This window comes from Flavivirga algicola (genome assembly GCF_012910715.1).
Taxonomy (GTDB): Bacteria; Bacteroidota; Bacteroidia; order Flavobacteriales; family Flavobacteriaceae; genus Flavivirga; species Flavivirga algicola.
Genome location: NZ_JABBHF010000009.1, coordinates 128,500 through 142,248, shown reverse-complemented (window position 1 = coordinate 142,248; position 13,749 = coordinate 128,500). Strand labels below are relative to the sequence as shown.

The following is a 13,749-nucleotide window of genomic DNA, read 5'->3' as shown; positions in this document are numbered from 1 at the left end:
ATTTATAAAAATGCCACATTATTAGATCGTTAATTGCTTAATTTTTATCAAAAAGCTTTTTTATATACCCTTTTGTTTTTATTGATATTTCAGATAATCTTTCTTTTGCAAGCCCTTCTAATTTCTCGTTTGTTTCGTCTACAAATGCAGTTGTTTTTTCGGCAATTGTATCTAACTTCTCGCCTGCTTCTTCAGCAAACTCTTTGGCTTTACCCCTGGCCTCTACATATTTTTCTCTAACTTCAACCGATAATTTAGCTCCTTTCTCTTTAGCTAATTCTGTTAAGTCTTCTAATTTTTCATTAGCTTCTTCTAAAAACTCATGTGTTTTTTCTCTTGTTTTGTGGTAGATTTCTTTGGCTTCTGCTTTTAATTTCTCCTTTTTGTCATGTATATGATCTTTGCCTTTATAGGCGTCGTCTTTTATAACTTCCGCTTTATAAACTTTCTCTTTTGGTTTACTATTTTTAGATGCCTGAGACATAATACTTCCTCTTTTAATTTACTTAATATGTCTATTAGCGTACAATAATGTTACAAGGAAAGGATTACCTGAATAGCATAACAACACCTCCAAGGGCAGTTACAATTAATATAAAACGTCTGTAATTTAAATTCGAAATTAATTTTACAATAGCGACTCCGACAAAAAAACCAAGGATTATGGCTGGAATTAAAACAGTATTTAAAACAAGTGTATCGGTGCTAATTGTTTTCCAAACAAAAAAATGGAAGGGTAATTTAAATACATTGATAATGAAAAACAGCCATGCTATGGTTCCTATAAATTCATTTTTTGGTAAGCGCATAGTCAAAAAATAAATATTAGAAATAGGACCTGCCAAATTACCAACCATGGAAGTAAATCCTGTTAAAAAACCCGTTGTTGTAGAAAATAATTTGTTATTTGGAATGTCTTTAGATGATCTGTTTTCCGTATAAAACATAATGAGTACTGAAACTATTATGATAACAGCCATGATTCTTTTGAACAGAACTTCAGAAATATCGTTTCCTACCCATACACCAATTAAAACACCTACAACCATCCATGGGATTAACTTTTTTATAAAGCCCCATTGCGCATGCCTATTATAATATATTACTGCAAAAATATCGGCTACTATGAGCATGGGTAGCAAAACGCCTGTTGAGGCTTTCTCTCCAAAAACAAAGGCCAGCATAACAACTATTAAAATACCTATGCCCTTAATTCCAGATTTGGATAATCCTAACAAAAAAACGGCAAAGCAAATAGCGGCCCATTGTAATGCAGTTAAATTATATGATTCTAGTATTTCTAAATAGGTCAATTATGGATGCTTAAAGTCTTATTGGGCTGACTAAAATGTTATTCTGAATGAAAAAGGAACATCTCTTAAAATGAAGGTGTTGATTTTCAAATCAATAAGATTCTTCGGGTCATGTTGAACGACAAATTATGTCACTTTTGTGGCTGCTAAATTACAAAAAAGCTTTATCTATTGGTTCCCAAAGTTCTATTTTGTTTCCGTCATTATCTATAATCCAACCAAATTTTCCGTATTCGTATTCTTCTACTTCCCCAACAACGGTAACACCTTCTTCTTTTAAGACTTCGAGCAATTCTTGTAAATTTTCAACACGATAGTTAAACATAAAATCTTTTTTAGAAGGCTCATAATATTTAGTGTCTTCAGAAAATGGACTCCATTGTGTAGAGCAGTCGTTCCCTTCCTTGTCTTTCCACCAGAAGGTACACCCGTAATCATCGGTATTAAACCCTAAATGCTTTTTGTACCAATCTTTAGTTGCTTTGGGATCTTTCGTTTTAAAAAACAATCCGCCAATTCCTGTGACTCTATTTTTCATTAAAACTTAGTTTTTTTATTTCCTCGAAGGAGGAAATCTTATTATTTTTTAATAGCACTTTCATAAATATCAATCCATTCTTTAGTCGATAATTTACGGGTAAGTTCGGCTATAAGTTCAAAAGGTATGTCGTCTAGGTATTTAAATCGGATACAGCTTTTGCCCATATCAAGTTTACGTTTACTATGTTTGGGGTATTCGTTTACAAACCAATCGTATAGTTCTTTTTTAGCATAAATACCACTGTGATATAGATTGATAGAGTTCTTTTGGGAAGCAAAACTCATAAATGGCAAAGGTATTTTGGGATCGCAATGGTATCCATCTGGGTATACAGAATGTGGCACATAAAAGCCTATCATTTTATAAATCATGCCCTCTTCAAAACCCTTTGGTAAATTATCATTTATAACTTTTCTAAGTTTTTTTAATGTACTTTGACGTTCTTGGGGAACTTGATCAATGTAGTCTTCTGGTGAATTCGCTTCGTATTGCATGGTTTATTTATTTACGTTGCAGTATTAATCCTGAAATTAAAGATATAACAAATCCGATAAGTACGACTGTAAAGAACATTAAAAAAGCCATAAATCCAGAGCTTCCATAGTCGTCCATTTGTTTGGTAAGTTCTGCTTTTTTTGCTTGAAATTCTTCGGGAGACATTGAAGCCTCCATTGTTTTTAAAGTTGTTTCAAGATACTCACTTGCAAAATTGGGATTGATTATTGTCGTATAAATATAATCGGCTATACCAACACCTATGCCTACTAACATGGCTATTAAAATCCCTATTCCAATAGCTTTTCCCAAAGAAATCACACCACCATTTTCCCTATCTCGATAATGTTTTATTCCGAAAAAGATGAAAGATAGCGATACTACCATTGACGCATATCCAATAATTTCTTGCGTAGAATAACTTAAATTTTTACCCAATAAAATGGCAGCGAGAAAACATACCATTCCTGTTAAAAAACCATAAAGCCCGTATTTTATAACTGTATTTTTCATGTTGTATTTTTTAACTGATCGTTAGATTTTAAATATGTTGGTCTATAAGAATGGTATTTCCATCTGGATCGTATAAAACCACACTTGCTGGACCCGAAGTATTTTGATCTGCTTCGCGTTCTAATTTGGTGTTTTTACTTTTTAAATGTTTTTGAATCTCTCGTACATCAGTATAATCACTTAATTTATTAGCACTTTCATCCCAACCAGGATTAAAGGTTAAAATATTATACTCGAACATGCCTTGAAAAAGACCTATTAAAGCATTTCCATTTTTCATAATGAGATAATTTTTTTCTAAATCGCCTGCGAAAACCTCAAAGCCTAGATTTTCATAAAATACTTTTGAAGCGTTAATATCTTTAACGCTTAAACTTATCGAAAAAGCTCCTAATGTCATATTGTTTGGTTTTAAGAATTGTAACTGGTATAAAACTACTGGCAATTGCTAATACGGGCTTCATACTAAAGTACCAAAAGCCTAATACTTTAGTTCTAAAGCTATAAAATCTTTTGGGTTTTTGCAATTTGAACGGCTTGTGTGCGTCTTTTTGCATTGAGTTTTACCAGTAGATTAGAAACGTGAGTTTTGATCGTGCTTTCTGAGAGGAACAATTTCTCGGCAATTTCTTTATTGGATAAACCTGCTGAAATGGCTTGGAGGACTTCGTACTCGCGAGAGGTTATTTCGAGTTCTTTTATTTTTTGATGGTCAATTTCCTTGGTGGCTTGTTGAGGTTTCTGGAGACTCTTTTTATTAATGTATATACCAACTATAAAAAAAACGATGGCAATAGCCGTTATAATAAGTTCTATAGGAGTGTCGCCTATAAACAAAGAATATTTACTAATCCTAAAAAGAGTATAGAGTGCAAGGACTAAAAGTGCAAAAACTAAAATAGTTTTTTTCATATGCTAAATTTAGCAAAATTCCACTTTAATCTTATCTACAATAGTTTGTGCTAATTTCTCTTTACTTTCTATTGACCAACCAGCAACATGAGGTGACAGAATAACGTTTTGTGCATTAATTAAATACTGAAAATCCGGGTTGCTGAGCGAAGTCGAAGCACCTGAATTATTTTTAAATAAGTTTTCGAATGATGCTTTTTCATATTCTAGAACATCGAGCCCAGCCCCTAATACTTTTTTCGATTTTAAAGCTGAGACTAAATCCTTAGTTACAACACTTTTACCTCTTGCAGTATTTACAAACCAAAATGATTTTTTAAATTGATTGATAAATGTTGCATCTATCATATTTAAAGTTAAGGGGGTTTGTGGCGTGTGTAAACTTACCACATCTACTTTTTCTTGAAACTCATTTAAAGACACTTGTTTTGCATTAGTATCTCCTACTTGCTCTTTAATGTCGTAACAAAGCACCTCAACATCAAAACCACGCAACTTTTTAGAAAAAGCTTTTCCCATGTTTCCGTAACCAATAATTCCCACTGTTTTTCCATCGAGTTCGATACCTCGGTTATCTTCGCGTAACCATTTACCTTGTCTAACCTCCAGATCTGCCTTATTAAGTTTGTTAAATAACGATAATAGCATGCCTAATGTATGTTCTCCAACGGCATTTCTATTGCCTTCGGGTGCAGCAATTAATTTTATTCCTTTTTTTTCGGCATAATCACAATCTATGTTTTCTAATCCTGCGCCTACCCGACCTATGAATTTGAGATTTGTGGCTGCATCTAAAAATTGTTTGTCGATAGTAAAACGACTGCGTAAAATAATCCCTTGATACGTTTTAATTTTTGCCTCAATGGTTTCTTTAGATGCCGTGTAATCTTCATGATTTGTAAAACCTAAATCGTTAAGCTGGTTGATTAATAATTCGTGGTTGGTATCTAGGTGAAGTATTTTCATTTAAATTTTCGGCTAATGGTTTGGTGCCTTTCGTGTTTTAAACAATCTAAAGGCGTGTATTAATTGTAAAGGCCTATTATTAATTCGGCTATCCAAAAATAAAGAAGAATTCCTAAAATATCGTTGCTGGTTGTTATAAATGGCCCCGTTGCTATAGCAGGGTCAACCCCACGCTTGTTTAAAAATAGAGGCACAAAAGTACCTATGATGCCTGCAACAATAATTACAACGACTAATGAAATAGATATGGCAATCGCTTTATCGAATTCTCCTTTATAAAACCAAACAAATAAAAATAAAAAAATGGCCAGTATCATACCATTCAATGTTGCTAAAAGCATTTCTTTTATAAGTCTGCTGTTAATGCTACCTTTAACATCATTGTTGGCAAGTCCTTGCACAATAATAGCACTGGATTGTACTCCAACATTTCCTGCCATTGCAGCAATTAAAGGTGTAAAGAAGAAAAGGATTGCTTTTTCTTTGAATGATTCCTGAAAACCTTCCATAATTAAAAAGGCCCCTATACCGCCTACTAAACCTAGAACCAGCCAGGGTAATCGCGCACGTGTAAGCTCTATAATACTATCGTCGGCCTCTACATCTTGAGTAATACCTGCTGCTAATTGATAATCTTTATCGGCCTCTTCTTTTAAAACATCTACAATATCGTCAATGGTTATTCGTCCTAATAAAATTTGATTTTCGTCAACTACAGGTATGGCTTCCAAATCGTACTTTGCCATGATTTTAGCAACATCCTCCACATCGTCATGTACCTTAACATAGTCTACATTGGAGATATAAATATCTGCAATCTTTTTTTCGTTTTTGGCAACAATAAGATCCTTTAGAGAAAGACGCCCAATAAGTTTCTCTTGTTTGTCAACGACGTAAATAGAGTGTACTCGGGTGACTTCTTTAGCTTGTCCTCTAATGCGTCGTAAACAACCTGCAACCGTCCAGGTTTCATAAACTTTTACGAGTTCTTTTGCCATGAGTCCACCAGCCGTATCTTCATCATAGGTTAGAAGTTCTGTAATTTCTGCCTTGTGTTCCTCGTCTTCAATTTTCGAAATAACTTCCTGCTGACGTTCTTCTGGTAATTCCGAAATAATATCTGCGGCATCATCGGTGTCTAGCTCTTCAATTTCTTCAGCAATTTCTTTGGCCGATAAGTTTTTTAATACTTTTTCCCGATTGTCCTCGTCTAGTTCTGTTAAGACATCTGATGTCGTTTCGGAATCTAAAAGTTTTATAACATAGATGGCTTCTTCTAAATTTAATTCATCTAGAATTTCGGCAATATCTGCGTAGTGAAACTCATTTAAAAGCGCTTGTAGTTCTTTGTCTTTTTTTTCTTCGACTAATAATTCTACTTGCTCAATGAGCTCATCAGTAAGTTGAAATTGTATGTTTTCTTTTTCTTCTGACAAAAAAGGAAAATTTAAAAGATTCTATATGTCCTTTTCGATTAATTGTGTAAGTTCAACAAATTCTTGAACACTCAATTGTTCTGGACGTTTGCCAAATATAACATTTGCTTTTAAAATATCGGATAAATTGAATGTTTTTAAACTGTTACGGAGTGTTTTTCTACGCTGTTGGAATGCTGTTTTTACGACTTTAAAAAACAGTGCATCATCGCATGGTAATGTATAATCTTTTTTTCTTATGAGTCGCAATACACCCGATTCTACTTTTGGCGGCGGGTTAAAAACATTAGGAGGTACTGTAAATAAATATTCTGCATCGTAATACGCTTGGGCTAAAACCGATAGGATACCATAAACTTTGCTCCCTTCTTTAGAACAAATGCGTTGTGCAACTTCTTTTTGAAACATACCCGAAAATTCAGGGATTTGATCACGCATTTCTAAGGTTTTAAAAACAATTTGTGTAGAAATGTTATACGGAAAATTTCCTATAATAGCGAATGGCTCTTGATTAAAAACAGCGTTTAAATCGTATTTTAAGAAATCTTTTTCTATAATTCTTGAGGCTAGATTTAAATAGTTGGCCTGTAAATATGCTACCGATTCTGTGTCAATTTCTATAACATAGGTCGTAATATCTTTTTTTAACAAATACTTCGTTAAGACTCCCATTCCTGGACCAATCTCTAAAACATTTTTATAGTCTTTTAAAGTAAGTGTATCTGCAATTTTTTGAGCAACAGATTCATCATTTAAAAAATGCTGTCCTAAATGCTTTTTTGCTTTTACTTGATGTTGGTTCGGATTGTGTGCCACGAATTCACGGATGTTTTTTACACATACGAAGATATGAAACTTAAAACCCTTAGTATGATGTAATTTAAAATTTGTTTTTCGTTCTTGCATCTTTAAGCACAATTAAAGTACTTAAAAACTAGAACTAAATATGAAGTTCTTGCCTTTGCAGGAATGACAGGCTATGTAAAGCTTACTGTGTATTCATCAATAACTTCTAGCTCTGTTCTAAAAGCTAACATTTTATCTGCAAATTTTTTCATCCCATCTGCTCTTAATTTTTCTGCATCTTCTTTATAATAAGCCTCTAAGGCTTCTCGCGAATAGGATCTATATTGAATGGAATATGTAATGCCTCCCATGTCTTCTTCTACCAAAACTTTGCTTAGTGTCGCCTTTTCAAATTTGCCTGTAGCAAGTACTTGCGGAATATGTTCTTTTATCCAGGCTAACCATTCATCGTGAATCGACTCATCTATGTTTGCGGTAACATTATATATTATCATACTTACAATTTTTTTTGCAAATAACAGGAGTTCTTCATCATCTTCAAAAGATTTTGCGCTTTTTTCGCGAGCTAAGCTCAGCTTTTCTAATAACTTGATCGAGTTTTTATTAAATGGAGCCGTAATAGCTATAAGCTTATCCGGTTTAAAGGTTGTTTTCCCCTTTTAGAGCAAGTTTATATAAAAAACAGCTATAACTTTTATATAGTCTTATTTTATAAGGTACTTCTAAATATCATGTTTAATTTATGGCATCTCCACGCAATGCGCGATAGCGTTTTCTAGCAGCTACAAAATAAATACTATCGGCATGGTTAAAAATAATCAACTCATATAAAGCCTTTGCTTTTTGGGGTAAATTCAATTGTTTTTCGTAGATCCCAGCTAATTTAAAATAAGCATCATCTATTAGGATACCTTCTCTGTAATTAGCGATGATAGCTTCATAATTAGCTTCTGCTTTTTCGTATTGTTTTTTAATTTCAAATAATTGGGCCTGTTTGTATAAAGCTTGAGCTATTATAGGCTCGGTCTTATGGTCTGCTAAAATTTTATTTAACAATTTTATTGAAGTTTCGTAATTATTTTGAAAAGCCAGTAAATCTGCTTTAGCGTAAAGTTTTAAAGCCGTTTGTAAAGAATCTTCATATTTATTATCAGAAATAAGTAATTTTAGATCTAGCGCATCATTGGCTATAAGTTGAGAGGTGGAAGCTTTTAAAATTTTAAGCTGCGATTCTGCCCATTTAAAGTCACCTTTATAATAGCTTGCTTTTGCTACTTTGTAACGTGCTTCTTGCGAGATCGTACTATTTTTTAAATTACGTTGAATCTGCGTATAATAAATTAAAGCTTTATTAAATTTTTCTTGAAGCACCAATATATCTCCTAATTCTAATTTAACCTCTGCTTTCTGTAACTTGGTTAGTGGTAGTTTTAGCGTGTTTTCTAGAAATGCTGTTGCTTTAGAGGTTTCATTCATGTAAAACGCTAAAAAATGGGCATAGGCAATTTGTAGTTTTAAGGTTTGCGAAAATGTTCCAAACTCTTTGAACAGTTCTAAATATTTGGTATTTATAGTCGTATAATTCTCTTTTAAGCTTTCTTTGGTCTCTAATTGAAGTAAATTATAATGTGCTTTTAGTTTGGTATTCGAATCTTGTGCGGTCTCGATGAGGTATGTGAAGATATCTTTGGCTATGTCATTTTCGTTTTCATTAGATGCAATTAATGCCAGTTCTTCAATTTTGCTTAAATTATCTGGTTGCCTATTAAAAATGGCTTTTTCCTGAATAAATGCTTTATTAAAGTCTTTTTGCTGAATGAATAGCCAACTCAATAGTTCGTTCCAAAGCAGGTTAGGTTCCTGCTGATTTTTTTTGAGTAAAACTTTACGAAATATGATATTGTTTTCATTAGCACTATTCTCACTTATAAATTCGCTAATGGCTCTTTTAATGTTGTTTAAACTAGGTGGGTTATATTCTGCGAAATCAATATAACTTGTAAACATCTTTTCTATATTTCCCTGTTCTCCATATATTTTGGCCAATTGCAGATTAAAATTAAAATCTGGATTTAACACCATCGCTTTTTCATAAGCTATAACGGCTTCGTTTAATAGTGTGTGCCCTTGAAAACTTCTGGCAACAGCAAATACATTACTAACCTTAGTATCTATACTCGCAATGGCTTTATTGTAGTTGATGGTAGCATTTTCTAAATCGTTTTTAAGTTGATAATTATAGCCCAATTCTACTAAAAATGCAGGATAATTAATTCTCTCCATTAATTTTAATAGAAATGTTTCAACCTCTTCATATTGTTCTAATTGCTGATGCGTGCTTACAATCTGATTAATGTAATTAATATTGGAAGGTGATTTAGCGTACAACTTTTTATATTCATACAATGCCTTTTGGAAGTCCCCTTTTTTAAAATATTCTTTCGCGAGAATATCGTTTTGAGAAAAGACCGTCGTACTTATTAATATGAATAGAATATGAATGAATCTCATATCGTAAATATAAGGAATGTAATAGGTAGATATTGTAAATATTTATGAATTTTTAAATTGACTTAGAGGCATAAAATAAAAAATGAGAGGAGACTGTCTGAAAAGTCATTGTAATCTGATTTGTCAGGTTGAGCTTGTCGAAGCCGATATTGACTATGAGTAAGTTAAAAATATTTCGACAAGCTCAATATGACTTACGTTTTACTTTTCAAACAGCCTTATTTTTAAATACGTTTTAAAACTTTTTAAAATAGAGTTTCACAAAAAATGCCCGAATAAAAATCCGGGCACTAACCAACCAAAAAAAATGTTCCATTAACTACCGTTAATATTAAAACGATGTAATATATGATTGGGGACAGTTTTATAAATGAAACAAAACTTTTATTTATTTACGACTGCAGAAACTTTATTTTCGGATTTTGAAATTTCGAAATCTGAAAATAAAACTTTACTCGCAAAAAAGATTAATGTAATTAATATTACAATACGTTTCAGGTTTTTCATGGTCGGTTAGGTTTGATAGGTTTCGGTTTGGCTAACATCTAAAATATATACCTTATCACAAAAAGAATCAAAACATAATCGTTAAACAGCATGCAAAATATGCATTTGGTCGATTTTGGAAACAAAAACCTTACATATTTGTAGGTTTTTATACTTGTTTTTTGGTGTGGTTAGTCAATAATACTAAATCCCGTATAAGATTGTAGTACTTTTGGTATCACAATACCATCCTTAGTTTGGTAATTTTCCAAAATTCCAGCAAGGACTCTTGGCAATGCTAATGAACTTCCATTTAAAGTGTGAGCCAATTCATTTTTACCATGGTTGTTTTTAAAACGTAATTTTAATCGGTTGGCCTGGAAGGTCTCGAAATTAGAAACCGAAGAAATTTCTAACCATCTGTCTTGGGCTGTAGAAAATACTTCAAAATCGTATGTCAACGCTGAGGTAAACCCTAAATCACCTCCACACAGTCTTAAAATTCTATATGGTAATTCTAATTCTTTAAGGATTGTCTTCACGTGATCTACCATACCATCCAAGGCTTGGTAAGATTTACTAGGATGCTCTACTCGTAATATTTCAACTTTATCAAATTGATGCAGTCTGTTCAAGCCCCTTACATGTGCACCATAGCTTCCGGCTTCACGACGAAAGCATGGCGTGTAACCAGTAATACCAATAGGTAGCTCACTTTCATTTAAAACAACATCTCTAAAAATATTAGTTCCAGGGACTTCGGCAGTTGGTATTAAGTACAAATTGTCTCCAGTTACATGATACATTTGCCCTTCTTTATCAGGCAATTGTCCTGTTCCAAAACCAGATGCTTCGTTTATTAAGTGTGGTAGTTGATATTCGGTATAACCAGCTGCTGTATTTTTATCTAAAAAATAAGCGATCAATGCACGTTGTAACCTGGCCCCTTTACCTTTGTAAACAGGAAACCCTGCTCCTGTAATTTTGTTTCCAAGTTCAAAATCTATGATGTCGTATTTCTTAGCGAGTTCCCAGTGAGGCAAGGCGTCTTCGTGCAAAACAGGAATCTCCCCTTCTTTAAATACCTCTTCATTATCTGAATCGGAATTACCAGCTGGAACAAGCTCATTTGGTACGTTTGGAATTTTATAAAGTAATTCGTTTAACGCATTAGATTTGTTGTTAAGAGCTTCGGTAAGTTCTTTTGAAGTTTCTTTTAGCTGACCTGTTTTTTCCTTTAAAAGATTTGCTTTTTGAGCTTCCCCCGATTTGAACAAGTTCCCTATTTCTTTAGATAATGCGTTTGATTCAGCAAGGGTATTATCTAATTCTGTTTGAATACGTCTTCTATCTTCATCAAAAGCGATAACGTCATTAATCATTTGAGTAGCATCTATGTTTCTTTTTGCCAATCGTTCAATGACTAACGCTTTGTTTTCTCTAATAAAAGGGACTTGTAACATGTTTTAAAAATTTAAGCGACAAATTTAGGGAATTACTAAGATAATTTAATCCTCTTTTGGAAGTAAAATCCAATTACTATGTTTAAAAGTGTCCCATTCGACATTTGCCAAATCTACACCTGGATCTATTAATGTTTTATAAGGTTTTCCGTTTACACTTATTTTACTGTCTACATAAATGGCCACCTCTTGGCCATCATTTTGAAACTTTTGTTTTAAATGTTGCGAAAACTGCCAGATAACATCTGGTTTTGTGCTGGCAGAGCGTCTCTGTTTACGCGTTAAATAATCATCCAGACTAATAAACGTGCTTTTGCCAGAGTCTTTATTTTTAACTCTATAGCTTGTTCGGCCTATTTTCGATCTCAGCATCATGCGCCACGATAGTCTGTGACCTTCTTCGGTCCAGAGGACATCACCTTCTATAAAATGATGTCTTAGGGGCAGCCCTATTTGAATTAAAAAATAAATAGAAAATAAGGCTAATAGTGGTGTTTTGAACTTCGGAATTACAACCTCATTTGAACTATAAAAAGGTTTCTTTTTTAAAAACAGCTTTTGAATCGTTTTGGGTTCGAAAAAGAACAGTGTAAAAGCTAATGATAAATAAGGAAAAATACCTATTTGAAAAACAAATGAATTAAATAGATGAAAGAAAATAGAGGCCATAAAGGCATATTTTCTTGTTGGCTTGAATAATAATAATGGTACAATTAAACCATCAAAAACAATACCTCCATAAGCTAAGACATAGTGAAGCCATTTTAGTTGAAGTACGTTACCCACCAAGCTATAATGTGCCTTGCCTTTCATAAGTAGTTCTATAACAGTGGTATCTAGCCAATCTGGATATAGTTTTGCTATTGATGCATAAGTGTAAACAATAAAAAGTTGTAACACAATAACCAAACGGCACCAATGAGGCATTGAAAGACTTTTTAATTTAGGATTTTGTTTAACATCAATTGAGGCATATCTGTGTGCTGGGAGGCATACCATAATGCCACTTAAAAGCATCAATAAATAATAGTGATTGTTATAGGATGATTTCTGCATTAAATAGGTTGCAGCCCACATGATGGTAAAGCACAGGGCACTCAGCCTATATTTGTATCCTAACATGATACCTAATGCAAAGATACCCATAATAACATAGTAGAAATACATGCCACTTCCTGGAAGTGGTTGTAGCCACTCAAACCCGATGAAAGAAAAAGTGAATTCTGGTTCTACAAGTGTTTTTTTAACCCAACCTGTAAAAATAGCCCCTACCGATTCTAAAAAACAAAGCAGACCAAAAATAATTCGGAATACAATTAATGCTGAATTGTCAATATTTTTAAACAACCATTGATTAAGCATGATGCGTGGCTATGTAGGTAAGCGCCGTTTGTTTATCTTTTTTTAATTGTGCTTTCAAATCTTCAATAGATTCAAATTTTTCTTCGTCACGAATACGATTTAATAATTCAATTTGAATGGCCTCCCCATAAATATCATTATTAAAATTAAAAAAATGAACCTCGATGGTTTCTTTCTTGCCGTTAACAGTTGGGTTTATACCGATATTCATCATACCATAAATCAGTAATTTGTTAACGGTGGCTTTTACAATATAAGACCCTTGCTTTGGGATCAATTTATAAGTTTCTTTTACTTTAATATTGGCTGTTGGGAAATTTAATTGTCTTCCTAATCCCTTGCCTTTGGTTACCGTTCCTGATATCGTGAAATTATAGCCTAAAAAAGCATTGGCTTTTATAATGTCACCTTCTTTTAAAGCCTTTCTAATTTTAGTGGAGCTTACGGCGACATCGTTTATGTCTTGTGCAGATATTTCTTCAACCTCGAATCCATATGCTTCACCAAATTTTTTCAAATCGTCGATATTAGCATTTCTATTTCTCCCAAACCTATGATCGTAGCCAATAATAACCTTTTTGGCATTGAGTTTATCAACTAAAATTTGTTTTACAAAATCTTCGGCCCTAAGTCGTGAAAACTCTAGGGTAAATTCTTTAATAAGCAGGTAATCCAAGCCTAAACCATCTAAAATATCACGTCGCTCGTCAATCGTATTTATTAACTTTATATTAAAATCTTTCTGTAAAACCATCCGCGGATGCGGGAAAAAAGTTAGAATGACAGACTTTAGCCCATTTGCCCTTCCAGTAGAAATTAAGCGATTAACTATTTTTTGATGTCCAATATGAACCCCGTCAAAGGTACCAATGGTAACAACTGTAGTTTCTACAGATTTATAAGTTTCAATGTCTTTTACCTTACCCATTTAACAAGTTAAATTG

The 13,749-nt window shown here is 33.1% G+C and carries 15 protein-coding genes; all 15 read right to left on the bottom strand.

What is annotated here, in order from left to right; translation table 11 throughout:
* Nucleotides 1-37 precede the first annotated feature (37 nt).
* On the bottom strand, nt 38-484 hold the full coding sequence (locus HHX25_RS15650) for a YtxH domain-containing protein (RefSeq protein WP_169675437.1): 447 nt from the start codon (nt 482-484) through the stop codon (nt 38-40).
* A gap of 64 nt (nt 485-548) precedes the next feature.
* Nucleotides 549-1,313, bottom strand: a complete 765-nt coding sequence (locus HHX25_RS15645; RefSeq protein ID WP_169675435.1) for a sulfite exporter TauE/SafE family protein — start codon at nt 1,311-1,313, stop codon at nt 549-551.
* A 151-nt stretch (nt 1,314-1,464) separates the two neighbouring features.
* On the bottom strand, nt 1,465-1,851 hold the full coding sequence (locus tag HHX25_RS15640; protein ID WP_169675433.1) for a VOC family protein: 387 nt from the start codon (nt 1,849-1,851) through the stop codon (nt 1,465-1,467).
* A 41-nt stretch (nt 1,852-1,892) separates the two neighbouring features.
* A complete protein-coding gene (locus HHX25_RS15635) occupies nt 1,893-2,348 on the bottom strand; it encodes a DUF1801 domain-containing protein (RefSeq protein WP_169675432.1) in 456 nt (151 codons plus the stop codon).
* 7 nt (nt 2,349-2,355) lie between these two features.
* Entirely contained in the window at nt 2,356-2,862 is a 507-nt protein-coding gene (locus HHX25_RS15630) for a DUF4199 domain-containing protein (RefSeq protein WP_169675430.1), read from the bottom strand.
* Between the two features lie 28 nt (nt 2,863-2,890).
* On the bottom strand, nt 2,891-3,262 hold the full coding sequence (locus HHX25_RS15625; protein WP_169675428.1) for a VOC family protein: 372 nt from the start codon (nt 3,260-3,262) through the stop codon (nt 2,891-2,893).
* 101 nt (nt 3,263-3,363) lie between these two features.
* Nucleotides 3,364-3,774 (bottom strand): response regulator transcription factor, encoded by a 411-nt coding sequence (locus HHX25_RS21435; protein ID WP_169675426.1) that lies wholly within the window; start codon nt 3,772-3,774, stop codon nt 3,364-3,366.
* A gap of 9 nt (nt 3,775-3,783) precedes the next feature.
* Nucleotides 3,784-4,740 carry a 2-hydroxyacid dehydrogenase gene (locus tag HHX25_RS15615; RefSeq protein WP_169675424.1) on the bottom strand — a complete coding sequence of 319 codons (957 nt, stop codon included), beginning with the start codon at nt 4,738-4,740 and terminating at the stop codon, nt 3,784-3,786.
* Between the two features lie 59 nt (nt 4,741-4,799).
* Nucleotides 4,800-6,176, bottom strand: a complete 1,377-nt coding sequence (gene mgtE, locus HHX25_RS15610; protein ID WP_205958052.1) for a magnesium transporter — start codon at nt 6,174-6,176, stop codon at nt 4,800-4,802.
* Between the two features lie 21 nt (nt 6,177-6,197).
* On the bottom strand, nt 6,198-7,082 hold the full coding sequence (rsmA, locus tag HHX25_RS15605) for a 16S rRNA (adenine(1518)-N(6)/adenine(1519)-N(6))-dimethyltransferase RsmA (RefSeq protein ID WP_169675422.1): 885 nt from the start codon (nt 7,080-7,082) through the stop codon (nt 6,198-6,200).
* A gap of 71 nt (nt 7,083-7,153) precedes the next feature.
* The gene (locus HHX25_RS15600) at nt 7,154-7,477 is read right to left on the bottom strand and encodes a DUF4286 family protein (RefSeq protein WP_169675420.1); all 324 of its coding nucleotides are present in this window, start codon (nt 7,475-7,477) and stop codon (nt 7,154-7,156) included.
* A gap of 241 nt (nt 7,478-7,718) precedes the next feature.
* Entirely contained in the window at nt 7,719-9,494 is a 1,776-nt protein-coding gene (locus tag HHX25_RS15595) for a tetratricopeptide repeat protein (RefSeq protein ID WP_169675418.1), read from the bottom strand.
* Between the two features lie 677 nt (nt 9,495-10,171).
* A complete protein-coding gene (gene serS, locus HHX25_RS15590; protein WP_169675416.1) occupies nt 10,172-11,443 on the bottom strand; it encodes a serine--tRNA ligase in 1,272 nt (423 codons plus the stop codon).
* A 45-nt stretch (nt 11,444-11,488) separates the two neighbouring features.
* A complete protein-coding gene (locus HHX25_RS15585; RefSeq protein WP_169675414.1) occupies nt 11,489-12,805 on the bottom strand; it encodes an HTTM domain-containing protein in 1,317 nt (438 codons plus the stop codon).
* Nucleotides 12,798-13,733, bottom strand: a complete 936-nt coding sequence (locus tag HHX25_RS15580; protein WP_169675412.1) for a bifunctional riboflavin kinase/FAD synthetase — start codon at nt 13,731-13,733, stop codon at nt 12,798-12,800. The genes HHX25_RS15585 and HHX25_RS15580 overlap by 8 nt, the downstream gene beginning before the upstream one ends.
* Nucleotides 13,734-13,749 lie beyond the last annotated feature (16 nt).

What these genes read in the sequence shown, in the direction of transcription:
- HHX25_RS15580 (WP_169675412.1), bottom strand. Translation starts at nt 13,733, where the DNA reads ATGGGTAAGGTAAAAGACATTGAAACTTATAAATCTGTAGAAACTACA.
- HHX25_RS15600 (WP_169675420.1), bottom strand. Translation starts at nt 7,477, where the DNA reads ATGATAATATATAATGTTACCGCAAACATAGATGAGTCGATTCACGAT.
- HHX25_RS21435 (WP_169675426.1), bottom strand. Translation starts at nt 3,774, where the DNA reads ATGAAAAAAACTATTTTAGTTTTTGCACTTTTAGTCCTTGCACTCTAT.
- HHX25_RS15640 (WP_169675433.1), bottom strand. Translation starts at nt 1,851, where the DNA reads ATGAAAAATAGAGTCACAGGAATTGGCGGATTGTTTTTTAAAACGAAA.
- HHX25_RS15630 (WP_169675430.1), bottom strand. Translation starts at nt 2,862, where the DNA reads ATGAAAAATACAGTTATAAAATACGGGCTTTATGGTTTTTTAACAGGA.
- HHX25_RS15635 (WP_169675432.1), bottom strand. Translation starts at nt 2,348, where the DNA reads ATGCAATACGAAGCGAATTCACCAGAAGACTACATTGATCAAGTTCCC.
- HHX25_RS15625 (WP_169675428.1), bottom strand. Translation starts at nt 3,262, where the DNA reads ATGACATTAGGAGCTTTTTCGATAAGTTTAAGCGTTAAAGATATTAAC.
- HHX25_RS15595 (WP_169675418.1), bottom strand. Translation starts at nt 9,494, where the DNA reads ATGAGATTCATTCATATTCTATTCATATTAATAAGTACGACGGTCTTT.
- rsmA (WP_169675422.1), bottom strand. Translation starts at nt 7,082, where the DNA reads ATGCAAGAACGAAAAACAAATTTTAAATTACATCATACTAAGGGTTTT.
- HHX25_RS15615 (WP_169675424.1), bottom strand. Translation starts at nt 4,740, where the DNA reads ATGAAAATACTTCACCTAGATACCAACCACGAATTATTAATCAACCAG.
- HHX25_RS15650 (WP_169675437.1), bottom strand. Translation starts at nt 484, where the DNA reads ATGTCTCAGGCATCTAAAAATAGTAAACCAAAAGAGAAAGTTTATAAA.
- serS (WP_169675416.1), bottom strand. Translation starts at nt 11,443, where the DNA reads ATGTTACAAGTCCCTTTTATTAGAGAAAACAAAGCGTTAGTCATTGAA.
- HHX25_RS15585 (WP_169675414.1), bottom strand. Translation starts at nt 12,805, where the DNA reads ATGCTTAATCAATGGTTGTTTAAAAATATTGACAATTCAGCATTAATT.